The sequence below is a fragment of the Ensifer sp. R-19 genome, assembly GCF_049905105.1.
Taxonomy (GTDB): Bacteria; Pseudomonadota; Alphaproteobacteria; order Rhizobiales; family Rhizobiaceae; genus Ensifer.
Genome location: NZ_CP184569.1, coordinates 1,393,112 through 1,416,102, shown reverse-complemented (window position 1 = coordinate 1,416,102; position 22,991 = coordinate 1,393,112). Strand labels below are relative to the sequence as shown.

The window sequence follows — 22,991 nt, the reverse complement described above, 5'->3', positions numbered from 1 at the left end:
GCAGTAGCCTTCGCACGCCTAGCCCATGAACCGGCCTGACGATTAGGCCGGCCCTTAGGAAAAGTGATTCCGAAATACGAGGGTATGCCCTAGCCGATTTTCATCAGGATCGGGAAGGTCGTCTGGAACCAGATGGCGACGGAACTGATGAAACCGAAGAGGAAAGCGAGGCCCGCCAGCACCAACAGGCCGCCCATCAGCTTCTCGACCAGGCCGAGATGACGGCGGAAGCGCAACAGGAAGCGCATGAAGGCGCCAGAGAAGCCAGCCGCGATCCAGAACGGAATGGCAAGCCCGAGCGAATAGACGGCCAGCAGCATGGCGCCGTCGGACACCGTGTCACGAGCAGCGGCGACACCGAGGATCGTGCCGAGTACCGGACCGATGCAGGGCGTCCAGCCGAAGGCGAAGGCTAGCCCCATGATATAGGCGCCGGAGAGCGTCGCCGGCTTGCCGCCGCCCTGGAAGCGTGCCTCGCGCGCCAGCAGCCCGATCTTGAACACGCCGAGGAAATGCAGGCCCATGATGATGATGATCACGCCGCCGATGCGCGACAGGAGATCCATATGCTGCCTGAGCAGCATGCCGATCGACGAGGCCCCTGCCCCAAGGGCCACAAAGACAGTTGCGAACCCGAGCGTGAACAACAGCGCCGCCGGCAGGACCGCACGCCGGGTGCTTCCGACCGTCGCCGCATCGCCGCTACGAAACTGGTCGACCGAAACGCCCGCCATGTAACAAAGATAGGGCGGCACGAGTGGCAGAACACAAGGGGAAAGGAACGAGAGGGCGCCGGCAAGAATGGCGGTCCAGATGGAAATATCGGCGATCGACAACGGCAAGAACTCCGGCATGCGGCATTTGGGCCATTCCTTAGCCGCAGGATCATGATGATACCAATCACCTTTTGGCGATCATTGCGCCATGCACCGTTTCTTCACAAAAGCCGCAATTTTTCGGTTGACCGACAGGAAACACGCGTGCATATGTCCGCCCACTTCCGCCGGGCTTCACAGCCGCGGCCAGGGAGCGCGTAGCTCAGCCGGTAGAGCAACTGACTTTTAATCAGTAGGTCCAGGGTTCGAATCCCTGCGCGCTCACCAACGAATTCAAGGGGTTAGGGCCATTCCTAGCCCCTTTTTCATGCGCCCCAGCAATAACATGCTTTCCCTTATTCTCCGGGCTTTTTTAGGCGCTTCCCGCCCTTCCCGGTATCAAAATGGTCTCACGAAAACATGAGGGCGGAACGCCTTCAGAGCCGTCGGCTCCAGAGACCCTTGCATGCGCCCGGAAGTTGCCACTTGGATGTGGCGCGGCGGCGGCTTTGGCACACATTTGCACTAGCTTTGTCACAACGAGAAATCCGTAGCGCGCCTTTTTGGCGACGGTCACCCCGAGGCCCGCAACTTCCGTCTAGTTGCATTGCCGCAGTGTCGGCTCATAATCGCGCCATCGCCGGGCGTAGATGAGGGCCTCGGCGGCTGGAAGATCATCACGCTTTCGCCCCAGTATAGGAGGTCGCGCGATGTACCTCGCGACGAACCAATTCGACGGTCCTTCTCCCTCACGAAATGAATCAAATCGAACAGATCTTTAAGGACGTCCTGCGCGAACTCGGATTGTCGCGGAACAGTGCAAGTCGGCCGAAGCGATCGCAAAACGAATTATGGATTTCTACCTAAGCGGCGTCCGCGAGAGCGTTGCTCTGAAGTACCTGGCCTATCTCGACGAGTCGGTAGCAAATCCGCTGCGTTGGATCCGAACGCGGACACTCTTCGGCAGGGCAACCAAGAGGTCTCGATAGTGGATATTTCAGGAGAGCCTAAAGGGCGCTCGGATCACCCCGGACGAACTAGACATGCTTCAACGGACGTTCGACCGGGTGTGCATCTGGTGCAGTATCCCGCGTCATGGAAAACGCGCCGATTTACTGGCCCGGTACATCACCGATCAATTCCGCGAGGGACTGAGCGACGAGGCCGCACTGTTCGGCGACGCCATGTGGCGGGAGCAGAATTCCGACGCCGCTCGATATCGCCCGGATGCCTAGCTCCGTTTCGGGATATCACACTGGACTTAAGTTCAAGATCACCAGCAGGCTATCTGATCTGCAATAATGTGAGGCGCGTTGGCAGCTTACATTGTGCATTCTCGCCACTATGAGGGGGTCATGCCCGAGCGCAAGCCGACGACCTCATCGACCTGCTGAATGTCCTCACGCGATTCCCGCTAAAAATCGAAGTAGACCGTAACGCCGGATCGACGCTGGTAGCGGTAATAGTCGCGGTAGCCATAGTAGCCGCGGTCACGGTAGCCACCATAGTAACCGTAATGGCGGGGGTAGCACCTGCCATAGTAACCGCAGGCGTACCGCCTATCCCACCGACGATCCCACCGGCGATCCGCGCGCCAATGACGATGACTCCGGTGCTTAACCAGTTCGACAGTGTCCGTCTGCACTTGGACGGGTTTCGGCGCGAAAATCGGAGCGGCGCTTAGCGGCAACGCGAAAGACGCAGCCAAGCCAATCGCTGCGAAGGCGGATAAGAGCTTTTTCATCGTAACTCCTCCTATCTGCCAATTACTGTGGGCTGATCAGCCTGAACCTCCGATGAACAATGGACCCCGCACGGGCCGAGTGGTCTGGCACCATCGGAGCCGTCCCCGCGAGCGGTATGGCGGCGGCGCAGGCGTGCAGTTCCGGAACTTCCTGTCGAATCGACAGTTCCTTCCCTGACCACCACAAGGAGAAACATCGTGGCGAAAGATCTGAAAGCGGGCTTCACCGGAAAACCCATCGAACCACCTACAGGCGCCCGCAAGGTCGCAAAGACAGCCGCCGACGCCGTGAGCCGTGAGGCAAACGCCGCGGCGGTCGGGGCCGCAGATCACCCGTACACTGCAGCCGGACTAGCGCTTGCCGTCGGCTTGCTTGCGTTTGCGATTGGCTACGTCATGGGCCGATCGTCGGTCGCCAGCGGGCAAAGCTACTGGCGATAGTTGCCCCTGCGCTTAGATGATCTACCGCCGGTTGGTGGACCGCCGGCTGTGGGCCTCGAGCGAGCAATGCCTGACCGTCAGAGATTCCTTGCTCCCAGCAAAACACCACTATCGACAATTGCGCGCGTTGCGTAGATGCTTAAGCTCGCGCTGAGGATGCAGAGTGGTGAACTCCCAGGTTGATTTGTAGCAAAGGGGTGAAAGCATGAAAAAGCTTATCATTGCGATTGGAATGATTGGTACGCTTGCGTCCTGCACGCAGACCGAGAAAGGGACGGCGATTGGCGCTGGCACCGGTGCCATCATCGGGGGCGCCGTGAGCGATAGCTGGGGCGGCGCGGCAATCGGCGCTGTCGCCGGCGGCGTCATAGGCAACCTGATCGGTCGTTCGCAAGAGCGCGCCGGCTATTGCATCTATCGTGATCGCTACGGTCGGCGATACGAAGCACGCTGCCGATAACAGCAACATTCGGAGCGGACGGGGTGTCAATTTCGACGCTCCGTAGCTTCGAATCTGGCCAGCGGCCTTCCCATCGCCAACAACCTAGCCGCCACGCGTAGCGCCTGGGCGGTCGGGCCATGTTTTTGGATGGGGCCAAGCCATGCCGGCACCAGCTTCTCGGTGCCAAGTACAAGATGGCGGTGACGACTAGCATCGATGCCCGCTGGAGCAGCGATAACTGCCGAACAGCATGAGACGTCCTTTATCAAGCGTGTTAGACTGCGGAAATGACTGACGAAGAGCAGACGTACGAGTATTCAGAATTTTCCGGCCAGTTCAGTGACGACGGCGTCGTCGTCGAATTGCGCATTTATCGGCCAGCGGGCTCGAATCTCGATTGGGTCCTCGAGGTTATCGATGAGGAAGGTTTTTCCACCACGTGGGAGGAACCCTTCCCCACCGATCGCGAAGCCTTTGAGGAGTTCATTGCGACCGTGCGGCGAGACGGCATCCAGGCGTTTACCGACGAACCGCCGCAGACGGTCCACTGACCCCTAGTCCTGATCTGAATATCTGAGATGTCTACAGCGCCGCGCGTCTTATCAGACGCGCAAAGGTCGCTGTAGCACTTTGAATTGCTGCATTTTTTTGTCCTTTAATCGGGTACGATTAAAGGACAAAAACATGCAGCAGGCGCGTTTGGCCTTTGCCAACGCTAAGCCGCAGCCGCTCGCCGCGCCAGCCGCATCTTCAGTGGGCTCATGCCGTATTCGCGGCTATAGGCACGCGAGAAAGCCGACAGGCTGTCGAAGCCGCAGCGGAGTGCAATCTCGCGAATCGGGCTGCCAGAATCGCGAACCAGACGGTGTGCGACCTGAAGGCGAAGGCGCAGATAGTAGGCGCCGGGACTGGTCGACAGTCCCCGCGCAAAAAGTAACTCCAGCTTGCGCTGCGAAATCGACAGCCGCTTCGTTAAAGCCGCGATCGTCAACGGACGCTCAAGGGTGCGCTCCATCAGCCGAATCGCCTCGGCGAGCTCCGGGTCGCGCGTCTCGATGCGCCCAAGCGAAACGAATGGCTGAACGTCGGTCGCGTTGTGCGTTTGGTCGTAGACGAAGATGCTGGCGACATCGAGTGCCAGCGCCGAACCCAATCTCTGCGTGATCCAGTGCAGCATCATGTCGAAGGTCGGCGATGCGCCGCCCGATGTCCAGAACTTGCCGTCGGCGACGAAGCGGTCGCCAAGCACGGTCAAGGCCGGAAAAGCCTGGCTGAAATCTTCGAGCTCTTCCCAGTGGGCGGTCGCCCGCCGGCCATTGAGCAAGCCGGTTCGCCCGAGCAGCCAACAGCCTGACTCGATGCCGGCGACGATGTCGAAATGCCGGGAGGACTCCTGCAGGATCCCGATGAATTTTTTTCCCACATGCCGGTCGAGATTGAAACCGCCAATCACCAGCAGCGCGTCGCCGGCGAGCGGCTGGGCAAAGGTGCCATCGACCACGATCGGCACGCCGCAGGTCAACGTCACCGCCTTTCCATCCGCCGAGAGCAACCGCCAGCGAAATACATCGCGACCGCAGATGCGGTTGGCAGCGCGCATTGGATCCAGCACCGAGGCGAGCGACATGATCGACGACTCCGGCAGGATGACAACAGAAACTTCGATCACAGATTGTGGGCGTCCATCGGAGGGCATGCGGGAAATGTCAATTTTTGAGCGATAAATGTCAATTCCGGAAATGGCGTTCGGGCATTATCAGTCCGTATCGATCTCCCTACGCGCGGCGCTGCAGCCCCGCGCAGAGACGTTCCCCTTTCCGCCTTTTGCCGGAACGGGCCGGTTGGAGCCATCCACCGGCCCGTTTTTTTATGTGTCATCACAAGAGGAAGGGCCGCAGGCGGCCGTCACAGACATTGTCGACCAGGCTCACCTGGTCCAGTCTTCGTGCGGACGTCGAGGATCGGCACGGCGTGAGCAAAATACAGACCAATTACAACTTCTACCGGATGTTAGCGAACATATCCGCCACTGGCTCCGGACGTTTCGCACCATCCGCTGACACTGCAGTACTCAGCATCAATATTTTCGGATATTTCGATCGATGTCGTTTTTTTTGACGGAGACTCTTCTCTCCCTGTAGCTGGATGTGGCGTCATGAGCATCACAAGATTTCTACTCATCTTGCCGCTGGTGGCGGTGCTGACCTATCTCGTTCTTCTCGGCCTCATCTATTTTTCGCAGCGCACCCTTCTCTATCCCGGTGCCGACGCCACTGCCGCACCGAACCCAGCGAGTTGGGGTGAGAACGTCTCCGTCAAAACACCGGATGGTGAGACGCTGCACGGGCTTTATAGTCACGGTAAGCCCGACAAACCCGGTGTGCTGCTCTTTTTCGGGAATGGAGATCGAACAGACAACTATGGGTTTCTCGCACAGGCATTGGCTGCGCGGGACATTGGATTGCTTGCGATTTCCTATCGCGGCTATCCGGGATCGACCGGCTCACCAAGCGAGGACGGCTTGCTGACCGACGGCATCGCGGCGTTCGACTGGCTGGCGCATCGCAACAAAGGGGGCATCGTCGTGCTCGGCCGCTCGCTCGGCACCGGCGTCGCCGTGAACACGGCGGCACAAAGGCCAGTCTCCGGCGTGATCCTTATCTCCCCATATCTGTCGGTTCTGTCGGCCGCCGAAGCGCGCTATCCGTTCCTGCCGGTCGCACTTCTCATCAAGGATCCCTTCCGCTCCGACCTCAAAATAACGACGGTGAAGCAACCAAAGCTTTTCATTCACGGGCGGTTGGACGACAGCATTCCCCTGTCGTCGGGCGAGGCGCTCTATCGCATTGCGCCTGAACCCAAGCAGATGCAGATCGACGAGCGCGCCGGCCACAACGACATCTGGAACGACAATACGGTAAGCGAGGTTATCCACTTCGTGGAGGCGCTGAAGCGGAACGCCACATAGGCCGCCCTCCGCACCTCGTGACAGGATCCACAAATTCTATCGAAGAAACAGATCGTTAGAAACTTGGCGACCCCTGCAGGATTCGAACCTGCGACAACCTGCTTAGAAGGCAGGTGCTCTATCCAACTGAGCTAAGGGGCCGTCCCGGGCTTTGCCCGCCGAATGCGACCGGAGGACTTAGTGGGTCCAGGGCTGCATCCGGTTGAAACGGAAGTTGTCCGGATATGACACGCTCTTTCGCGTCGCTTCCTTCGGCGCGATCACGCGGTATTCGATGCCGTTGCGCTCCGCATAAGCGATGGCCTGCTCGGCGTTTTCGAAGGTCAGCCGCAGTTGCTGTTTCATGTCGCCGGAGCTGGTGTAGCCCATGATCGGGTCGATCGTGCGCGGCTTTTCCTGATCAAACTCCAGCACCCACAGATTCGTCTTGGCCTTGCCAGACTGCATGGCGGTCTTTGCTGGACGATAGATCTTTGCGGACATGGTTTCGAACGGCTCCATACTTTCGCTGGCAACATTCACGGGCGCCAGCATTCCGTCATCCCATAACGCAGATTGATTTAAAACGGAATGACTTTTGGCCGGATAAATTCGGCTTTTCGGCTAGACGACCGCGCGGGATACAGGTTTCGCTGACACGGCCCTGCAGTCGCCGTTCAACAAGTGCCCAAAAGGCAATATCTGACGAAGTGAAAAGACGCAGGGAGATCAGGAACGCCACCTTCGGCGTTACGATGGTCGGAGTGGAGAGATTCGAACTCCCGACCCTCTGGTCCCAAACCAGATGCGCTACCAGACTGCGCTACACTCCGTGCCAACGGCGCCGGAGATACACGCTTCGCCCTTGGCCTGCAACATGTAATTTCGTTGACGTCCACACTGATAAAACCTGCATTCGTCCCGCGCATGGCCCTCGGCTGGCAGAAATGTCCCGAAATGGGACAAACGTGTGTGTTTATCATTCGAGTTTAGTAATCGCTAAATCCATTGCCGCTAGAGCCAAGGGTGCACAACTGCACCGCGCCAGCCTCCCAAGCCCGCCCGAGCATCATTCCATGAACACCCAACTCGATCTCACCACCGTTCTGCTGCTTCACAAATCGTCGTTCCTCGTCGGCGCGTTCTGCTTTCTTTATGCCCGCTGGCAATCGCCGCGGGATGAAGGTCTCGGAATTCTCGCGAGCGGCTTCTTCTTCCTGGCTCTTGCGTCGACGCTCGCCGGCTACGGCGAACAGCAGCTGCTGCCGGCCTATCTGTGGACGCTTTCGAGCTTCACGCTCGGGATCGGCGGTTATGCGCTGTTCTGGATCGGTGTGCGCCGCTTGAGCGCTGGCCGGCGACGCAAGGCGGACTGGCTGGCACTTTCGATACCGGCCGCGGGCGCAGCAATCGGTCTTGCCACGCATTTCCATGTGGTCAACTACATCCGCGCCAGTGTGTTCAATGCCACCGCCTTTGCATTTCTGGCGGCCGCCGCCCTCGCCGTCATCGCCGATCGCAACAGGGAGCCGCTGCCGGTACGCGCGCTGTTTGCGGCGGCCATGACCATCGGTGCCAGCCTCTGCCTTGCCGTGGTGATCGGTCTTGTGAAGCCGGGCGTCATACCGATCACCACCACCTACGCCTTTTTCCTCTCGATCATATGCCACTTCGCGATCGCCCTTTTTGCGCTCGTCCTCGTCAAGGAGAGGGCCGAAGCCGAGCTCAGGTGTTCAGCCGACACCGATGCCTTGACCGGCGCGCGCAACCGACGCTGGTTTCTCACGCAACTGCCTGGATCAAACTGGCATGGCGACTGCCTCATCGTCATGGATCTGGACTTCTTCAAGCGCATCAACGATCGCTATGGCCACCAAGCCGGCGACCAGGCGCTGATCGCCTTTGCCGATCTGATGAGGAAGAACCTCAGAAAGGGCGATTGCTTCGCCCGCCTTGGCGGGGAAGAGTTCGGCCTCTACCTGCCGCAGACCAGCGAAGCGCAGGCGCTTGTCATCGCCGAGCGCCTGCGTCGCGCCGTCGAAGAACTCGTGGTGATCGGCAACGAGCAACGCATAGTGCTCAGTGTCAGCATGGGCCTCGCAGCCGGCGGCGACGAAGGTTCGTGGGAGGACCTGTTCAACAGGGCAGACGCGGCGCTCTACGAGGCCAAGCGCAGCGGTCGCAACCGCGTCACGTCATTTTCCGCAGCGACTGCACCTGCTTCATTGTCAATGGAGCTGAGTTTCGGCCGCGTCGGCTGAGGAGGAACGGCTACGCCGTCCAAAAAAGAAGCGGCCGTCCTAATGCAGAGGCCGCTCCAGATTGGAGGTGTAATGCCTCATACTACTCCTATTGAGCGAAATTGCCTGTGGCCAAATTTCACCTATTCCGAGCAAAAAGCCACCATGGCGCGTAAGCATGGCAACTCCGCACTTTGCGCGGCACACGCCGCGGTGTAGAACGGGCATGCAGCCACAATCGCGCTCTCCTGGAGTCTCGCTTTGCCTTTGTAAAATCCGGTCTCGCTAGTTTCACCCCGTACGCCCGATAGCGCCCGACGCTATCGGTGTGATATTTCACGCGTTCGTTGAGGTGACGGTTCGAGACCGGAATGGCATTGCCGATCTCAAGCCCGGTGCAACACCACCAGGCGGAACCATCACCTACAAACGCTGCCAGACCGCGTCCCCGGAACGGGTACTCAAACCGTCGTCTCGATGGACTTCCTATTGGAAGAACCAGACGACATGTCTCACACATTGACGGTCCTGTGGACCATTGAACCACAAGCCGCGCCGCGCCCCTGGCTCGCCTGCAGCCGCTGCCGCGGCGCGCGCCCATTCGAATGCAGCGGCAAGACGCGGCTGAACGCCAACGGCCGGCGGCTGGATGCCTGGCTGATCTATCGCTGCGCCGACTGCGACGACACCTGGAATCGCCCGATCTTCGAGCGGCAGTATGTCCGCGACATCGCGCCCGATACGCTCGACGCGCTTCAGAATAGCGACCCGGGCTGGATTCGCCGGGTCTCGTTCGACGTCGAGGGCCTTCGCCGAAGCACCGACAAGATCGAAGAATTCGCCGATTGCCATGTGACAAGGCGCGTCGTCGCTCAACCGCGGGACGCCTGTACCCATCTTGAGATCGTCCTTGAGGTGCCGTTGGCAGTCAGTATGCGGGCGGATCGCCTGCTGTCGGCGGAACTCGGCCTGTCGCGCAACAGGCTCGTCCGGCTTGAGGAAGCAGGACGGCTTACGCTGCTGTCCGGCTCACGCAAGGCGTTGCAACGGCCCATCCGAAACGGTCTGCGCGTGGCTCTCGATCTCTCGGACGAAGGCGATCGCGGCGAAATTGCCGATCGCGCAGGGGGAATATTGCAGCCTGCATGAACGAATCAAGGAAGCGGCGGCCAGATGCTGGCGCTGCCTGCGCATTGGTCAGAATTTTACACCGACGCCGATGGTGAACTGCTGCTGATCGAGATCGACGTTGACGCCGCCGATGTCCTTGTCGCCATAGTCGTTGTAGCGATACTCGGCGCGCCCGAAGACGTTGTCGGTGAACGAATAATCCACACCGGCGCCGATCGTCCAACCGTTGAAGGTCTCTTTCTCCTTCGAGGCTCCGGGCACATCGACGAAGCCGCGGGTGACCGCCCAGCCTCCTGCCCCGTAAAGCAGCGCTTTGTCGTTCAGCACATAGCCGACGCGTCCGCGTATCGCGCCGGAGACATCGGTGCCGACTTCGGCGGAGGTTCCGCCAACATCGACGCTCTTGTCATTCCAGTTGTAGTTGACATCGCCCTCGATGCCGTAGACCCAATCACCCTGCTGATAGTTGAAACCGGCAAAGGCACCGAGCAAGCCGCCGTTGAAATCTTCTGAACCGCTGCCGCCGGGCGCGCTGAAATCGCCATTCAGCCAGCCGCCACCGCCCTGAAGGCCGACATACCCGCCGGTCCATACGAAAACGGGCGGCGTTTCTACAACCGGCGCCGGCTCCAGCGCCGGCGTCAGGTCTGCCGCCATCGTGTTTTGCGCGAACGCAGCGGCCGCCACGATCGCAACAACCACACTCCGGACCATCACAGATGCCTCCTGTCGTCTTCGGCAGAATATTAGCAACTTATTAAGTTGAAGTCTGCCCAAAAGGCTTTGCAGTCGTCATCGAAAGGATCGATTCGTCTCGATACAGGTGATTTAGGCGCTGATGCCCAAACTACAAGGCCAACGGATGCCAGCTGTCGATTTGTGATCATCTCCCCCGGGATCATCGCCCCGGGATTCGAGCGCCTTCAAGACGGTCTCCGGCCCGAATAGCAAGGCGTTTGACAGTGCCGGCATTGAGCTCGAGAACGAAGGCGACCGGCTCGCCGGAATCAATGATCGCTTCGGAAAATGGGACGGCGCCCTGGCGGATCGTCCGCACCACGCCCTTGTTGTCGATGAACAGCATGTCCAGCGGCAGATAGGTGTTCTTCATCCACATCATCACGCGGCGGGTTTCACCGAAATCGAACAACATGCCGTGATCCGGCGCCATCGACCGGCGGAACATCAGTCCCTGCTCACGCTGGTCGGGATCGACGGCAAGCTCGACGGTCAGTTCGTGCACCTTCCTGTCGGCGGTCACGAGCCGCATCTTGTCCGTGGTGAACTCAACCTCCGCCAAAGCCGCAGCGGCAAAGGCGAACAACAAAAAAAGCGCCACCAGGGCGCTTTTTCCGGAAAGATCTCGTACCGCGAGCATCAGTGCGACCGGCTCGTCGGCGACGGGCCGTCCGGATGGATCTCGGCGGCCATCAGGCCCTTTTCGCCATCGCCGAAGCGCACCAGGACAACCTGTCCCGGACGAAGCTCCGTGAGGCCGAAGCGCCGCAGGGTCTCCATATGAACGAAGATGTCCTCGGTCCCCTCGCCGCGCGTCAGGAAGCCGAAGCCCTTGGTGCGGTTGAACCACTTGACCAGGACCCGTTCGAGGCCGCTGGTCGGCGTCACCTGCACATGGGTGCGCACCGGCGGAAGCTGAGACGGATGTACGGCGGTCGACTGATCCATCGACAGGATGCGGAATGCCTGGTAACCGCGATCGCGCTTCTGGATGAGAGCCACGACGCGCGCGCCCTCGAGAACCGTCTGGTAACCGTCGCGCCTCAGGCAGGTCACGTGGACCAGCACGTCCTGCATGCCGTTGTCAGGCACGATGAACCCGAAGCCCTTGGCGACGTCGAACCATTTGATCACGCCCGTGATTTCGATGAGGTCGAGAGCGTCACTGCCAAAGTCGTCACCATGCATGACGTCTTTTGAAGATGTCCTATCCGCCATTCTCTCCCAGCCCCTCGTTTACGCGCGACTACCGATACGGTTAACTGATTCTTATTGACCAGAATAACATCGTCCCGCCGCGGATACGCAAGACCCTCGGCATATTTTGGCCGAGATCTAATATGCGGACGCAGCCTTGCCTCTGGCTTGCTGGCGGCTCAGTATACGCCATCTTCTGCAAAACAGGGACATTGCAATGCGCTATCTGCACACGATGGTTCGCGTCAAGAATTTGGACGAGGCCTTGAACTTCTACTGCACGCTTTTCGGCCTGACCGAAATCCGCCGTTACGAGAACGAGAAAGGCCGCTTCACGCTCGTTTTCCTCGCGGCCCCCGGCGACATCGATCGCGCACGCGGAGAACTCTCACCCTGCCTCGAACTCACCTACAACTGGGATACGGAAGATTACACCGGCGGGCGCAATTTCGGTCACCTCGCCTATGAGGTCGACGATATCTACGGCTTCTGCCAGCATCTGATGGACAATGGCGTGACCATCAACCGCCCGCCGCGCGATGGCCATATGGCCTTCGTACGTTCCCCAGATGGCATTTCGATCGAAATCCTGCAGAAGGGCGAGAACCGTCCGGCGCAGGAGCCCTGGGCTTCGATGGCCAATACCGGCGCATGGTAAGCCCCGCGCAATTCTGACTGGCGAGGATGCCCCTATGTGGCCGGTCATACCGGCTGGCATGGCCGAGTCGCCGATCAGCAGCAGCAATGAATGATCCAAGGCCCGGTCGATCCGGGCCTTTGCATGTGTGCAACATGCGGGCTCAAGGTTAGCGCCGGTTTACAAATCGCGTGTCGTTGAGTATTTTTTCGCGCGAAACGTTGATGCCGGGTCCTATCCGCGATGTCTCGTGGCGGCGACCCCCTTTGTACTTGGCCTGATCTTTTCCCGTGGCGTTCTTTCGGACCGCCGCGAGAAACATGAGTTTGTTTGTTCTGAGCGATGTTTCGGAACTGAGACTTAATGCACGACAAGGCGAAGGTTTCGCCCGTCATGCACGGAGAGCGGGGATAGGACGTTGCAACATCCGGATACGAAGGGCGCAGTGCTCGCTGCCATTGCGCGGGCGGCAGCTTTATCCGTCTCACTCCTGGCACTCAGCGGCTGCGTGTCGGCCGTTGCCGACAACGACGTCACCGCCGGGCTGGGCCTTGAGGGACAGACAGCGGCCCAGGCGGCCGAATCGGCCGAGCAAGGCACGGTCCGGGATGCGCAGGTGGCCGCGCTCGGCAGCGATCCGCAGGCGCAACAGACCGCCACCACGCAGGATTCCGGGCAAGCCCAGTCCCTGACGATGCAGAACACAGGCCTGCGTGCCGCTTCTTCCAGCATCTACGGACAGGCAGCGGCGACGCAGGGCATGCCGAATACCCAGCCGCAGGCCAATGGAACTGTGCCGCTGCCGGCGGGCCAGCCCGCCATGAACGCAACCACCAACAGCTTGTTCAGCGGCACCCAGCGACAGCCTCAGCCCATCATGACGCCGCAACAGGGTGCCGCGAACGAGGCCACCGCTGCGCCGGCAGACACGGCGGTCGCAGCCTACGCTCCCACTCCGGCGCCGGACGCCCTTCCCGCAGCCGTCCCCGTACCGCTCAGCGCCGAGGCGGCCGCCGGCGGCGAAAAATCGGCTGCACCTCAGGCCCTGGCCAATGCAGAGGTTGCGCCAGCCGCGGCTGAAGTGGCGATCGCGGAACCGATGCAGGCGACCGCGGAGGCAAAGGAAAGCGACGGCGACAAGGAAGCGCCGAAAACCTGGACACTCGCAACGCTCTTTGCCGGGAAACGCAAGGAAAAACAGCAGGAAGCACTGCGCGCCGCGCAACCAGCGGAAAAAAAGACGATTACCACCAGCAACGCGAGCCGGCCGCAGACGGCCTCCCTCGCCTACACGCTTCCGGGCGTCAAGCTGACTTCGCTCTATAATTTCGAGCACGAGGAACATCTCGGCGACGACGACGATGGCGCGCCGGTTCAGGTCGCATCCCTGTCGGGCCTGGCACGGCTGGCCCCGAGCGGGTTGATCCTGCAGACCGAGAAGGTTGATGCCGGCTGCTTCAAGCCTGAGCTCATGCAGATGCTGAAGAAGGTGGAAACGCATTACGGCAAGCAGGTGATGGTGACCTCCGGCCTCAGGCCGATCAAGGTCAACCGGGCGAAGCAGTCGCTGCATACCCGCTGCGAGGCAGCAGACATCCAGGTCCAAGGCGTCAGCAAGTGGGATCTTGCCGAATTCCTGCGCAGCGTTCCCGGTCGCGGCGGCGTCGGCACCTATTGCCATACGGAGTCGGTCCATATCGACATCGGCGCTCAGCGAGATTGGAACTGGCGCTGCCGGCGCGGCAAGGGCTGAAGCCAACCGCTTGTTTCCATGGATTATTCCAAGGAATCTACCCTTCGGCTCGCGACTGTGGAATTTTTACAGAAATATGAAGATTGCCGCTTGCGGTTCTCAAATCCGCTGGCTATAAGGCGCCCACACAGCGAGTGCGCCCTTCGTCTATCGGTTAGGACACCAGATTTTCATTCTGGGAAGAGGGGTTCGACTCCCCTAGGGCGTGCCACTGTGTTGAGCTTCCTCCCCCACATAAATCACTGATTTTCCCGCCTGACACAGCGATCTTTCCCGTCGCCGACGTCTTCCAATCCGGTCATTTAGTCCGCGGATTTTTCTCGTTGTTTTGAACAGGAAAAGCACAAAAATCCTGAGATTGGCGCTTGCGGTATCCAGAGTCGCTGGCTATAAGGCGCCCACACAGCAAGTGCGCCCTTCGTCTATCGGTTAGGACACCAGATTTTCATTCTGGGAAGAGGGGTTCGACTCCCCTAGGGCGTGCCACTGTGTTGATCTCCTCCCCCATGAAAATCGATATTTTCCTCGTCTGAAACGGTGATTTCCTGCCTCGGACACGTCTCCGATTCCGGCCTTCAGGCGCCGAATTTTTCTCGTTGTTTTGAACAGGAAAAGCACAAAAATCCTGAGATTGGCGCTTGCGGTATCCAGAGTCGCTGGCTATAAGGCGCCCACACAGCAAGTGCGCCCTTCGTCTATCGGTTAGGACACCAGATTTTCATTCTGGGAAGAGGGGTTCGACTCCCCTAGGGCGTGCCACTGTGTTGAATTTCTCCCCCACATCTCCAATATAGCTACGCAGCAAACTTGCGCTTGCGGCTCACTTTCGATCGAATCTCGCGACCTTGTCGCCGGAGCGATGCAGTTGGATTTATGTCGTCGTTTGCGCTGAAAAAGCATAATATCCGCAGCTGAATTGCTCACGGACGCAAGACTGCGTTGCAAGTTCATCAGTCAGAAGCATGGGCGCCCATCGTCTAGCGGTTAGGACGCCGCCCTCTCACGGCGGCAACACGGGTTCGAGTCCCGTTGGGCGTGCCAATCCCTGCTCGCAAGAGCACCAGCCGCCGCTCAAATCTGAGCTATTCCTGTTCGGCGAGGTTACAGGGCCCTCGCCGCATCCGTGACGCGTAGCTGCACGCGGCGCTGGCCTTGCCAAAGGTCCGCCGAGACCGAACCTGCCACATGAATAGACGTGCCGCGGCTCGCGAGCAGAAAATCGCCGAGTGGCGTCTCCGTTGCCCGGAACGCAATCCCGTCGAGCCGGCTGCCGTCCTGGCCTTCCAGCGTCACCTTGATGTGGTTGGCGCCCACCTGTCGGCTGTCGCGCAGCCGATGCTGCGGGAATGCGAAGACGGGCTGCGGATGCGCCGAGCCGTAGGGGCCGGCCTGCTCTAGGAGGTCGATGAGATCCAGCGTCGCGCCGGAGGCGGCGAGCGCGCCATCAACCTTGAGCGTCTGGATGGCGACGAGGTCGCGCACTGCCGCCTCCGCACGCTCCTCGAAGAATTGTCGGAGTTTGCCGAGCTTCGCACGCTCCACCGTGAGGCCAGCGGCCATCGCATGACCGCCGCCTTTGACCAGCAGGCCCCCATCAACCGCCGCCCGGACCATCTTGCCCATGTCGAAGCCATTGATCGAACGGCCAGAGCCGGTACCGCGCCCATTCGGATCGAAGGCGATGGCAAAGGTCGGCCGGCGGAATTTTTCCTTGATGCGGGCGGCGAGCAGCCCGACGATGCCGGGGTGCCAGTTTTCGCGCGCCGTAACGATCACCGAGGCGCCCTCACCGGTGCCGTACTCCGCAAGAACCTCGGCCTCTGCCTCGGCCAGCATGGCGGCTTCCATGGCCTGGCGTTCGCGGTTGAGTTCATCAAGCTGTGCCGCGATCTTTTCCGCCGCTCCGGCATCGTCCATCGCCAGAAGGCGACTGCCGAGCGCGGCGTCGCCGATGCGGCCACCGGCATTGATTCGTGGCCCCACCAGAAATCCCAGGTGATAGGGCGTGACCGGGCCACCGATCGCCGCCTTCCTCAGCAGCGCCGCGAGCCCAACATTGCCCATGTGCCGCGCGGCAATCAGTCCCTTGACGACATAGGCCCGATTGAGGCCCTTGAGCGGCACGACATCGCAGACGGTCGCCAGTGCCACCAGATCGAGCTGGGCCAGCAGATCGAAGGATGCAACACGGCCATCGCCGGCATTGCGGAGAACGCGCAGCGTGTTGACGAGAACGAGATAGACGACGCCGGCGGCGCAGAGATGTCCCTGCCCGGAAAGATCGTCCTCCCGGTTGGGATTGACGAGCGCATGACAGGCCGGCAGCGCTGAGCCAACCTGATGGTGATCGATGACGACCACATCAATGCCGCGTTTCGCCGCCACCGCGAGCGATTCATGGCTCGTCGAGCCGCAGTCGACGGTCACGATAAGTTCGGCGCCGTTGTCGATCAGTTGTTCGATGGCCACGGGATTCGGCCCGTAACCCTCGAATATCCGATCGGGAATATAGATCTCCGCATCGATGCCGAAATGACGGAGGAAGCGGGTCATCAGTGCCGAAGAGGCGGCACCGTCGACGTCATAGTCGCCGAAGACCACGACCTTTTCGCGCCGCTTGATGGCCACTGCCAGGCGATCGGCGGCCTTGCGGCAATCGGTGAGCGTATCGGGATCCGGCATCAGCGACCGCAGCGTCGGATCGAGGAAGCTCGCCGCGTCGTCAAGCACGACACCGCGGCCGGCAAGCACGCGACCGAGCAGATCGGAATAGCCGTGGACCTGGCTGATGGCGAGCGCCCGGTTCTGGCCGGCCTGATCAAGGCGCGACACCCAGCGCTGACCGCTGATCGACTGCTCGACGCCGAGAAAGGCCCGCTGTACCGGATCCACCAATTCTTCCATGCTCGTCCACCCGCCTGCGCTTAACGTTTCTTAGCGCATAACCCCGAAAATCGTGACCGTTTTTGGAACGACATACACAGAGATCCACGTTCCGCGATCCCTTTTTGGCACCAACCTCCTGCCCTGCCCAAATCAGGAAGCCTCGCCGGCATGCTTGCACGACGAGGCTTCCATTCTATCGGTGGCAGTCCAGCGCTACGCGCCGTCGTGCCTTGCGGCCTGAGGGCTATGCCGTCCTCAGTTCGCCTTCGGGCGTTCGATGCGGATGACCTGCGGTTCGCCGACCAGATAGCCCTCGCCCTTGATCGCCTTGATGGCATCGCGAACGGAATGCTCCGAAGTCGCATGCGTGACCAGGATGATCGTCTGCGGCTCGCCGCCTTCCATGAGTTGCTTGGAGTGCTGCATGATCGATTCCAGCGAGATGCCGTTGTCCGCCATGCGGGTGGCGATGCTGGCGAAAACGCCGGTGCGGTCGACGACCTTCAGGCGGATGAAATAGCCGCCCTCGTGGCTCTGGATCTGTGCGCGCTTGTAGGGAAGCAGCGCATTGGTCGGACGGCCGAAGGCCGGAACGTGCTGGGCGCCGGGACGGCTCTTCGCAATGTCGGCGATATCGCCGAGAACCGCCGAGGCGGTTGCATTGCCGCCGGCACCGGGGCCGACCATCAGCAATTCGCCGAGAATGTCGGATTCGATCGCGACCGCATTGGTCACGCCGTCGACCTGCGCGATGACGGAATCATAGGGCACCATCGTCGGGTGGACGCGCTGCTCGATGCCGCTGTCGGTGCGCTGTGCGACGCCCAGAAGCTTGATCCGGTAACCGAGATCGGCTGCCGCATGGATGTCGTCGATCGAGATGTTGGTGATGCCTTCGAGGTAGATGTCGTCGGCCGCAATCGCTGTTCCGAAGGCAAGGCTCGTGAGGATCGACAGCTTGTGCGCCGTGTCGTTGCCTTCGATGTCGAAGGCGGGATCGGCTTCGGCATAGCCGAGGCGCTGCGCTTCCTTGAGGCAGGCTTCGAAGGAAAGCTCTTCCTTCTCCATCTTCGTCAGGATGTAATTGCAGGTACCGTTCATGATCCCGTAGACGCGCGAGATCGTGTTGCCGGTCATGGATTCGCGCAGAGCCTTGATAACCGGGATACCGCCGGCAACCGCCGCTTCGTAGTTAAGCAGCGCGCCCTTCTCCTCGGCGATCTTGGCGAGTTCGATGCCATGAGCCGCAAGCAGCGCCTTGTTGGCGGTCACGACATGAATGCCGCGCTCAAGCGCCGCCTTGACGGCCGAATAGGCCGGATCGCCCGAGCCGCCCATCAGCTCGACGAAGACGTCGATATCGGCGTCCCGCGCCAGCGAAACGGCATCTCCGAACCAGGTGGCCTTCGAAAGATCGACGCCGCGATCCCTGTTGCGGTCGCGCGCGGTTACGGCCGTGGTCTCGATTGCCCGCCCGCACGTTGTCGCAAGCATCTCGTGACGATCCTGGAGGATTCGCACGAGCGAGGCACCGACGGTACCCAAGCCCGCAATGCCGATTTTGAGGGCATCTGCCATAGCCATTTCCTAACATGTAGAGGGCGAGCCGCGAGAACCGCGGTGCCGGCGTGGAAGGAGGCGCACACGTAGCGCGCCTCCCGTCTTAATCACCTGTGTGCGTTGAGCGAGATGACGTTATGCATCGTCTCGTCGGCAGTCGACAGGAATTTCTTGATGTTGCGCGCCGCCTGGCGAATGCGGTGTTCGTTCTCGACGAGAGCGAGACGCACGTAGTCGTCGCCCTGCTCGCCAAAGCCGATGCCCGGAGCAACTGCCACATCAGCCTTCTCGACCAGGAGCTTCGAGAACTCGAGCGAACCGAGATGACGGAACTTTTCCGGGATCTTTGCCCAGGCAAACATGGTCGCTGCCGGCGGCGGCACTTCGAAGCCGGCCTTGCCGAAGCTCTCGACCATCACGTCGCGACGGCGCTTGTAGACGTTGCGGACTTCGGCGATGTCGCTGCCGTCGCCGTTCAGCGCCTGCGTGGCCGCCACCTGGATCGGCGTGAAAGCGCCGTAGTCGAGGTAGGACTTCACGCGCGTCAGCGCTGCGATCAGCCGTTCGTTGCCGACGGCAAAGCCCATGCGCCAGCCCGGCATCGAGAAGGTCTTCGACATCGAGGTGAACTCGACGGTGCAGTCGATCGCGCCCGGAACTTCCAGAACAGACGGCGGCGGCGCGTCGTTGAAGTAGATTTCCGAATAGGCGAGATCGGAAAGCACGATAATGTCGTGCTTCTTCGCGAACGCGATTACGTCCTTGTAGAAGTCGAGCGTTGCCACCCGCGCCGTCGGGTTCGACGGATAGTTGAGGATCAGCGCCAGCGGCTTCGGGATCGAGTGCCGCACGGCGCGTTCCAGCGGCCCGAAGAACGTTTCGTCGGGTTCGACCGAGATCGAACGGATAACGCCGCCCGCCATCAGGAAGCCGAAGGCATGGATCGGATAGGTCGGGTTGGGGCACAGGATCACGTCGCCGGGCGCTGTGATCGCCTGCGCCATGTTGGCGAAGCCTTCCTTGGAGCCCAGGGTGGCGACGACCTGCGTATCCGGGTTCAACTTGACGCCGAAGCGACGGGCGTAATAGGCGGCCTGGGCACGACGCAGCCCGGGAATGCCCTTCGACGACGAATAACGATGCGTGCGCGGGTCCTGAACGGCCTCGCAGAGCTTGTCGACAATCGACTGCGGAGTGGGAAGATCCGGATTGCCCATGCCGAGGTCGATGATGTCAGCACCGGCCGCTCGCGCGCTTGCTTTCAAACGGTTGACCTGTTCGAAAACATAGGGCGGCAAACGCCGGACTTTGTGAAACTCTTCCATCTCCAAACCTCATTTGGCGCACGCTCCCGCCAGCGGCTCAAGCCTTGGGAAACCGTGCGCTGTGGTGAACGGCCGTCCATGCGGCCATTGAACGCTTTGCGTCCAAATCACCGGAAAGGCAAGCGCTAATTCTGGATCTCTTTCAGCGTGTCGGTACCGTGCTGTTCGGCGAGTGCACGCATTTCTTTCAGACGACGCTGATATTCGGCCTCCGAGATCGCGCCGGACTTGCGCGCAGCGCCAAGCGACGTCAGGCGCGCCTGCATGTCGGCCGCCTCCTCATTGGTCATCTGCGTCGTCGCGGCCGGCTTCTGGCCATAGACCGAAGGATAGTTCTCGAAGTTTGTCTTCTGACTGTTGCAGCCTGCAAGCGTACCTAGCAGAACGATCCCGGCAAGCCAGGTGATGGAACGCTGTTTTCCGACGGCAAGCATACTGAAGACGACCTCTGTTTTGACACGCGACGATGCGCTAGCCCTTGTAATCATTTTCGGGCAGAATGTAAAAATACAAAACAAACAAGATGCTGTGGAGGACGCCGGGTGACAGCAGAGAGGAATGCGGAAGGCACCGCTGGCAAGGACGGCTTCACGGGATTCGACCCCAAATCCGTCGAACCTTATATCGTCAAAGACCCGGAAAGCCTCGCCATCAACCTCGCCCGCGCCATGGAGCAACTCGGCAAGGCAGCCTCCGCCTGGCTGGCGCCGCGTGAATCGGGACAGAAATCGGACGTCTTCGCCGAACCCGTCACCGACATGGTGAAAACACTCTCCAAGGTCTCCGAGTACTGGCTTTCCGATCCCCGGCGCACGCTTGAAGCGCAGACGCACCTGATGGGCAGCTTCTTCGAGATCTGGTCGCGGACGCTCCACCGCATGTCCGGCGACGTCGGAATGCCGGAGCCTGCCGCTCTCCAGCGCACTGACAAGCGCTTTACCGACGAGGATTGGGTGAAGAACCCGTTCTTCGATTTCATCCGGCAGGCCTATTTCGTCACGTCGGATTGGGCCGAGCGCATGGTCGAGGACGCCGAAGGGCTCGACGATCACACCAAGCACAAGGCGGCTTTCTACGTCCGCCAGGTTTCGAGCGCGCTCTCGCCCACGAACTTCGTCACCACCAATCCGCAACTCTATCGCGAAACCGTCGCATCGAACGGCGCCAACCTCGTCAAGGGCATGCAGATGTTCGCCGAGGACGTCGCCGCCGGCCGCGGCGACCTCAAACTGAGGCAGACGGATACCAGCAAGTTCGCGATCGGCGAGAATATCGCAATCACGCCAGGCAAGGTCATCGCCCAAAGCGACGTCTGCCAGGTGCTGCAGTATGAAGCAACGACGGAGACGGTGTTGAAGCGTCCGTTGCTGATCTGCCCGCCGTGGATCAACAAGTTCTACGTTCTCGATCTCAACCCGCAGAAATCCTTCATCAAATGGGCCGTCGACCAAGGGCACACGGTGTTCGTGATCTCCTGGGTGAACCCGGATGAACGGCATGCGACCAAGGACTGGGAAGCCTATGCGCGCGAAGGCATCGGCTTTGCGCTCGATATCGTCGAGCAGGCGACCGGCGAGCGCGAAGTCGATGCCATCGGCTATTGCGTCGGCGGCACCTTGCTTGCGGCGACCCTCGCGCTGCATGCCGCCGAAGGCGACGATCGCATTCGCTCCGCGACCCTCTTTACCACGCAAGTCGATTTCACCCATGCGGGCGACCTCAAGGTCTTCGTCGACGAGGAGCAGATTCGCCAGATCGAACAGAACATGAGCGTGACGGGCTATCTCGACGGCTCGAAGATGGCGACCGCCTTCAACATGCTGCGCGCCTCCGAGCTGATCTGGCCTTACTTCGTCAACAACTACCTCAAGGGGCAGGATCCCCTTCCCTTCGACCTGCTCTACTGGAATTCCGATTCGACAAGGATGCCGGCCGCCAACCACTCCTTCTATCTGCGCAATTGCTACCTCGAGAACAAACTCTCGAAGGGCGAGATGATGCTGGCGGGCCGGCAGGTGTCCCTCGGCGACGTGAAAATCCCGATCTACAATCTCGCCACCAAGGAAGACCACATCGCCCCGCCGCGGTCGGTTTTCCTGGGCAGCTCTTCCTTTGGCGGCAAGGTCACCTACGTGCTTTCCGGCTCCGGCCACATTGCCGGTGTCGTCAACCCGCCGGACAAGGGCAAGTATCAGTTCTGGACCGGAGGCGCGCCAAAGGGCGAATTTGACGATTGGTTCAAGGCTGCGAAGGAAACGCCGGGATCCTGGTGGCCGCATTGGCACCAATGGATCGAGAAGCTCGACAAGAGGCGCGTTCCGGCCCGCAAGCCCGGCGGCCCGCTGAATTCGCTCGAGGAAGCGCCGGGCTCGTACGTTCGCGCCCGGGCATGAAACAGTTGCAGGACATGTCTTGATCTTCGACCCGCCGCTCGCACAGGCAACCCTCGTGCAGCGCTACAAGCGCTTTCTCTTCGATGCGATCCAGCCCGACGGTACCGCCATGACCGGCTCCTGCCCGAACACAGGCTCGATGCGAGGCCTGACGACGCCGGGCTCGCGCATCTGGATGTCGGAACACGACAGCCCGACGCGGAAATACCGTCACATGCTCGAAATCGTCGAAGCCGACGGCACACTCGTCGGGATCAATACCGGCTTGCCGAACCGACTCGCTGAAGAAGCCATTCGGCTGGGCCTCGTTTCCGATCTGCATACATATCAAGGCTTCGCGCGGGAACAGAGATACGGCCGCAATTCGCGGATCGATATCCTGCTCAGCGACGCCGATCGAGGCCTTGCCTATGTCGAGGTGAAGAACGTGCATTTCAGTCGCACGCCCGGTCTCGCGGAGTTTCCGGATAGCCCGACGGCACGCGGCGCCAAACATCTCGACGAACTCGGCGACATGGTCGCAGCCGGTCACCGCGCCATCATGATCTATCTCGTGCAGCGCGGCGACTGCGACCGTTTGAGAATCTGCCGCGATTTCGATCCGGCCTATGCGCAAGCCTTCGATCGCGCCATGGCGCGTGGGGTCGAGGCCTATGCGATCAAATGTCAGGTATCGCCGACGCAAATCCGTCCGACCGGATTGATGGCAGTGGACGAAGGCGCCCTCGCTGCTCTATGAAAT

General features: G+C 60.6%; 22 protein-coding genes and 7 tRNA genes. 16 read left to right on the top strand and 13 right to left on the bottom strand.

Annotation, left to right across the window (positions count from 1 at the left end):
- Positions 1-89: 89 nt before the first annotated feature.
- Positions 90-836 (bottom strand): cytochrome c biogenesis CcdA family protein, encoded by a 747-nt coding sequence (locus ACN9MO_RS06975; RefSeq protein WP_057256079.1) that lies wholly within the window; start codon positions 834-836, stop codon positions 90-92.
- Between the two features lie 191 nt (positions 837-1,027).
- Between ACN9MO_RS06975 and ACN9MO_RS06970 the strand changes: the two genes are divergently transcribed.
- Positions 1,028-1,103 (top strand) — tRNA-Lys (locus tag ACN9MO_RS06970).
- A gap of 755 nt (positions 1,104-1,858) precedes the next feature.
- Positions 1,859-2,050, top strand: coding sequence for a hypothetical protein (locus tag ACN9MO_RS06965; protein WP_425986964.1), 192 nt, complete (start codon positions 1,859-1,861; stop codon positions 2,048-2,050).
- A 179-nt stretch (positions 2,051-2,229) separates the two neighbouring features.
- Here the strand turns inward: ACN9MO_RS06965 and ACN9MO_RS06960 are convergent, their stop codons facing one another.
- On the bottom strand, positions 2,230-2,559 hold the full coding sequence (locus ACN9MO_RS06960) for a hypothetical protein (RefSeq protein ID WP_057255887.1): 330 nt from the start codon (positions 2,557-2,559) through the stop codon (positions 2,230-2,232).
- A 198-nt stretch (positions 2,560-2,757) separates the two neighbouring features.
- Between ACN9MO_RS06960 and ACN9MO_RS06955 the strand changes: the two genes are divergently transcribed.
- The 3 genes from ACN9MO_RS06955 to ACN9MO_RS06945 all read left to right on the top strand — a co-directional run bounded on the left by ACN9MO_RS06955 (position 2,758) and on the right by ACN9MO_RS06945 (position 3,993).
- Positions 2,758-3,000: a hypothetical protein gene (locus ACN9MO_RS06955; RefSeq protein ID WP_057255885.1), complete on the top strand. Its 243-nt coding sequence runs from the start codon at positions 2,758-2,760 to the stop codon at positions 2,998-3,000.
- 205 nt (positions 3,001-3,205) lie between these two features.
- Positions 3,206-3,460, top strand: coding sequence for a YMGG-like glycine zipper-containing protein (locus tag ACN9MO_RS06950; RefSeq protein ID WP_057255883.1), 255 nt, complete (start codon positions 3,206-3,208; stop codon positions 3,458-3,460).
- A gap of 269 nt (positions 3,461-3,729) precedes the next feature.
- Positions 3,730-3,993: a hypothetical protein gene (locus tag ACN9MO_RS06945; RefSeq protein ID WP_057255881.1), complete on the top strand. Its 264-nt coding sequence runs from the start codon at positions 3,730-3,732 to the stop codon at positions 3,991-3,993.
- 164 nt (positions 3,994-4,157) lie between these two features.
- Here the strand turns inward: ACN9MO_RS06945 and ACN9MO_RS06940 are convergent, their stop codons facing one another.
- Positions 4,158-5,138 (bottom strand): GlxA family transcriptional regulator, encoded by a 981-nt coding sequence (locus ACN9MO_RS06940; RefSeq protein WP_057255879.1) that lies wholly within the window; start codon positions 5,136-5,138, stop codon positions 4,158-4,160.
- Positions 5,139-5,597: 459 nt separating this feature from the next.
- Here ACN9MO_RS06940 and ACN9MO_RS06935 point away from each other — a divergent pair, with 459 nt between their 5' ends.
- Positions 5,598-6,410: an alpha/beta hydrolase gene (locus ACN9MO_RS06935; RefSeq protein WP_057255877.1), complete on the top strand. Its 813-nt coding sequence runs from the start codon at positions 5,598-5,600 to the stop codon at positions 6,408-6,410.
- Between the two features lie 64 nt (positions 6,411-6,474).
- Here ACN9MO_RS06935 and ACN9MO_RS06930 read toward each other — a convergent pair.
- From ACN9MO_RS06930 to ACN9MO_RS06920, 3 genes are all read right to left on the bottom strand, one after another.
- Positions 6,475-6,551, bottom strand: a tRNA-Arg gene (locus tag ACN9MO_RS06930).
- Positions 6,552-6,587: 36 nt separating this feature from the next.
- Positions 6,588-6,893, bottom strand: coding sequence for an ETC complex I subunit (locus tag ACN9MO_RS06925; protein WP_034791376.1), 306 nt, complete (start codon positions 6,891-6,893; stop codon positions 6,588-6,590).
- A gap of 252 nt (positions 6,894-7,145) precedes the next feature.
- Positions 7,146-7,222, bottom strand: a tRNA-Pro gene (locus ACN9MO_RS06920).
- 243 nt (positions 7,223-7,465) lie between these two features.
- Between ACN9MO_RS06920 and ACN9MO_RS06915 the strand changes: the two genes are divergently transcribed.
- Both ACN9MO_RS06915 and ACN9MO_RS06910 read left to right on the top strand, forming a co-directional pair.
- A complete protein-coding gene (locus tag ACN9MO_RS06915) occupies positions 7,466-8,650 on the top strand; it encodes a GGDEF domain-containing protein (RefSeq protein ID WP_112996634.1) in 1,185 nt (394 codons plus the stop codon).
- Positions 8,651-9,136: 486 nt separating this feature from the next.
- On the top strand, positions 9,137-9,778 hold the full coding sequence (locus ACN9MO_RS06910; protein ID WP_112996633.1) for a DUF1062 domain-containing protein: 642 nt from the start codon (positions 9,137-9,139) through the stop codon (positions 9,776-9,778).
- A 48-nt stretch (positions 9,779-9,826) separates the two neighbouring features.
- On the opposite strand, the gene ACN9MO_RS06905 is transcribed toward ACN9MO_RS06910, so the two are convergent.
- The 3 genes from ACN9MO_RS06905 to ACN9MO_RS06895 all read right to left on the bottom strand — a co-directional run bounded on the left by ACN9MO_RS06905 (position 9,827) and on the right by ACN9MO_RS06895 (position 11,716).
- Positions 9,827-10,474, bottom strand: a complete 648-nt coding sequence (locus tag ACN9MO_RS06905; RefSeq protein ID WP_057255871.1) for an outer membrane protein — start codon at positions 10,472-10,474, stop codon at positions 9,827-9,829.
- A 184-nt stretch (positions 10,475-10,658) separates the two neighbouring features.
- The gene (locus ACN9MO_RS06900; RefSeq protein WP_057255869.1) at positions 10,659-11,138 is read right to left on the bottom strand and encodes a DUF192 domain-containing protein; all 480 of its coding nucleotides are present in this window, start codon (positions 11,136-11,138) and stop codon (positions 10,659-10,661) included.
- Positions 11,138-11,716 carry a cold-shock protein gene (locus ACN9MO_RS06895; RefSeq protein ID WP_043623636.1) on the bottom strand — a complete coding sequence of 193 codons (579 nt, stop codon included), beginning with the start codon at positions 11,714-11,716 and terminating at the stop codon, positions 11,138-11,140. The genes ACN9MO_RS06900 and ACN9MO_RS06895 overlap by 1 nt, the downstream gene beginning before the upstream one ends.
- A 196-nt stretch (positions 11,717-11,912) precedes the next feature.
- Here ACN9MO_RS06895 and ACN9MO_RS06890 point away from each other — a divergent pair, with 196 nt between their 5' ends.
- The 6 genes from ACN9MO_RS06890 to ACN9MO_RS06865 all read left to right on the top strand — a co-directional run bounded on the left by ACN9MO_RS06890 (position 11,913) and on the right by ACN9MO_RS06865 (position 15,126).
- A complete protein-coding gene (locus tag ACN9MO_RS06890; protein ID WP_057255868.1) occupies positions 11,913-12,353 on the top strand; it encodes a VOC family protein in 441 nt (146 codons plus the stop codon).
- Between the two features lie 397 nt (positions 12,354-12,750).
- Complete coding sequence (locus ACN9MO_RS06885; protein WP_113133174.1) at positions 12,751-14,085, top strand: YcbK family protein; 1,335 nt, start codon at positions 12,751-12,753, stop codon at positions 14,083-14,085.
- Between the two features lie 136 nt (positions 14,086-14,221).
- Positions 14,222-14,296 (top strand) — tRNA-Glu (locus ACN9MO_RS06880).
- A 200-nt stretch (positions 14,297-14,496) separates the two neighbouring features.
- Positions 14,497-14,571: transfer RNA gene (locus ACN9MO_RS06875), tRNA-Glu, on the top strand.
- 198 nt (positions 14,572-14,769) lie between these two features.
- Positions 14,770-14,844 (top strand) — tRNA-Glu (locus ACN9MO_RS06870).
- A 207-nt stretch (positions 14,845-15,051) separates the two neighbouring features.
- Positions 15,052-15,126 (top strand) — tRNA-Glu (locus tag ACN9MO_RS06865).
- Between the two features lie 60 nt (positions 15,127-15,186).
- Here the strand turns inward: ACN9MO_RS06865 and recJ are convergent.
- The 4 genes from recJ to ACN9MO_RS06845 all read right to left on the bottom strand — a co-directional run bounded on the left by recJ (position 15,187) and on the right by ACN9MO_RS06845 (position 20,290).
- Positions 15,187-16,989: a single-stranded-DNA-specific exonuclease RecJ gene (recJ, locus tag ACN9MO_RS06860; RefSeq protein ID WP_113131814.1), complete on the bottom strand. Its 1,803-nt coding sequence runs from the start codon at positions 16,987-16,989 to the stop codon at positions 15,187-15,189.
- 237 nt (positions 16,990-17,226) lie between these two features.
- A complete protein-coding gene (locus ACN9MO_RS06855) occupies positions 17,227-18,549 on the bottom strand; it encodes a homoserine dehydrogenase (RefSeq protein ID WP_058320632.1) in 1,323 nt (440 codons plus the stop codon).
- An 89-nt stretch (positions 18,550-18,638) separates the two neighbouring features.
- Entirely contained in the window at positions 18,639-19,856 is a 1,218-nt protein-coding gene (locus ACN9MO_RS06850; protein ID WP_058320631.1) for an LL-diaminopimelate aminotransferase, read from the bottom strand.
- 125 nt (positions 19,857-19,981) lie between these two features.
- Complete coding sequence (locus ACN9MO_RS06845; protein WP_057255859.1) at positions 19,982-20,290, bottom strand: hypothetical protein; 309 nt, start codon at positions 20,288-20,290, stop codon at positions 19,982-19,984.
- 108 nt (positions 20,291-20,398) lie between these two features.
- On the opposite strand from ACN9MO_RS06845, the gene phaC reads away from it, so the two are divergent.
- Together phaC and sfsA are read left to right on the top strand one after the other, a co-directional pair.
- A complete protein-coding gene (gene phaC, locus ACN9MO_RS06840) occupies positions 20,399-22,249 on the top strand; it encodes a poly(3-hydroxyalkanoate) polymerase subunit PhaC (RefSeq protein WP_058320630.1) in 1,851 nt (616 codons plus the stop codon).
- A 19-nt stretch (positions 22,250-22,268) separates the two neighbouring features.
- Positions 22,269-22,988, top strand: a complete 720-nt coding sequence (sfsA, locus tag ACN9MO_RS06835) for a DNA/RNA nuclease SfsA (protein WP_113131813.1) — start codon at positions 22,269-22,271, stop codon at positions 22,986-22,988.
- The last annotated feature ends 3 nt before the right edge of the window (positions 22,989-22,991 follow it).

What these genes read in the sequence shown, in the direction of transcription:
- ACN9MO_RS06965 (WP_425986964.1), top strand. Translation starts at nt 1,859, where the DNA reads ATGCTTCAACGGACGTTCGACCGGGTGTGCATCTGGTGCAGTATCCCG.
- ACN9MO_RS06960 (WP_057255887.1), bottom strand. Translation starts at nt 2,559, where the DNA reads ATGAAAAAGCTCTTATCCGCCTTCGCAGCGATTGGCTTGGCTGCGTCT.
- ACN9MO_RS06950 (WP_057255883.1), top strand. Translation starts at nt 3,206, where the DNA reads ATGAAAAAGCTTATCATTGCGATTGGAATGATTGGTACGCTTGCGTCC.
- ACN9MO_RS06945 (WP_057255881.1), top strand. Translation starts at nt 3,730, where the DNA reads ATGACTGACGAAGAGCAGACGTACGAGTATTCAGAATTTTCCGGCCAG.
- ACN9MO_RS06940 (WP_057255879.1), bottom strand. Translation starts at nt 5,138, where the DNA reads ATGCCCTCCGATGGACGCCCACAATCTGTGATCGAAGTTTCTGTTGTC.
- ACN9MO_RS06935 (WP_057255877.1), top strand. Translation starts at nt 5,598, where the DNA reads ATGAGCATCACAAGATTTCTACTCATCTTGCCGCTGGTGGCGGTGCTG.
- ACN9MO_RS06925 (WP_034791376.1), bottom strand. Translation starts at nt 6,893, where the DNA reads ATGTCCGCAAAGATCTATCGTCCAGCAAAGACCGCCATGCAGTCTGGC.
- ACN9MO_RS06915 (WP_112996634.1), top strand. Translation starts at nt 7,466, where the DNA reads ATGAACACCCAACTCGATCTCACCACCGTTCTGCTGCTTCACAAATCG.
- ACN9MO_RS06910 (WP_112996633.1), top strand. Translation starts at nt 9,137, where the DNA reads ATGTCTCACACATTGACGGTCCTGTGGACCATTGAACCACAAGCCGCG.
- ACN9MO_RS06905 (WP_057255871.1), bottom strand. Translation starts at nt 10,474, where the DNA reads ATGGTCCGGAGTGTGGTTGTTGCGATCGTGGCGGCCGCTGCGTTCGCG.
- ACN9MO_RS06900 (WP_057255869.1), bottom strand. Translation starts at nt 11,138, where the DNA reads ATGCTCGCGGTACGAGATCTTTCCGGAAAAAGCGCCCTGGTGGCGCTT.
- ACN9MO_RS06895 (WP_043623636.1), bottom strand. Translation starts at nt 11,716, where the DNA reads ATGGCGGATAGGACATCTTCAAAAGACGTCATGCATGGTGACGACTTT.
- ACN9MO_RS06890 (WP_057255868.1), top strand. Translation starts at nt 11,913, where the DNA reads ATGCGCTATCTGCACACGATGGTTCGCGTCAAGAATTTGGACGAGGCC.
- recJ (WP_113131814.1), bottom strand. Translation starts at nt 16,989, where the DNA reads ATGGAAGAATTGGTGGATCCGGTACAGCGGGCCTTTCTCGGCGTCGAG.
- ACN9MO_RS06855 (WP_058320632.1), bottom strand. Translation starts at nt 18,549, where the DNA reads ATGGCAGATGCCCTCAAAATCGGCATTGCGGGCTTGGGTACCGTCGGT.
- ACN9MO_RS06850 (WP_058320631.1), bottom strand. Translation starts at nt 19,856, where the DNA reads ATGGAAGAGTTTCACAAAGTCCGGCGTTTGCCGCCCTATGTTTTCGAA.
- ACN9MO_RS06845 (WP_057255859.1), bottom strand. Translation starts at nt 20,290, where the DNA reads ATGCTTGCCGTCGGAAAACAGCGTTCCATCACCTGGCTTGCCGGGATC.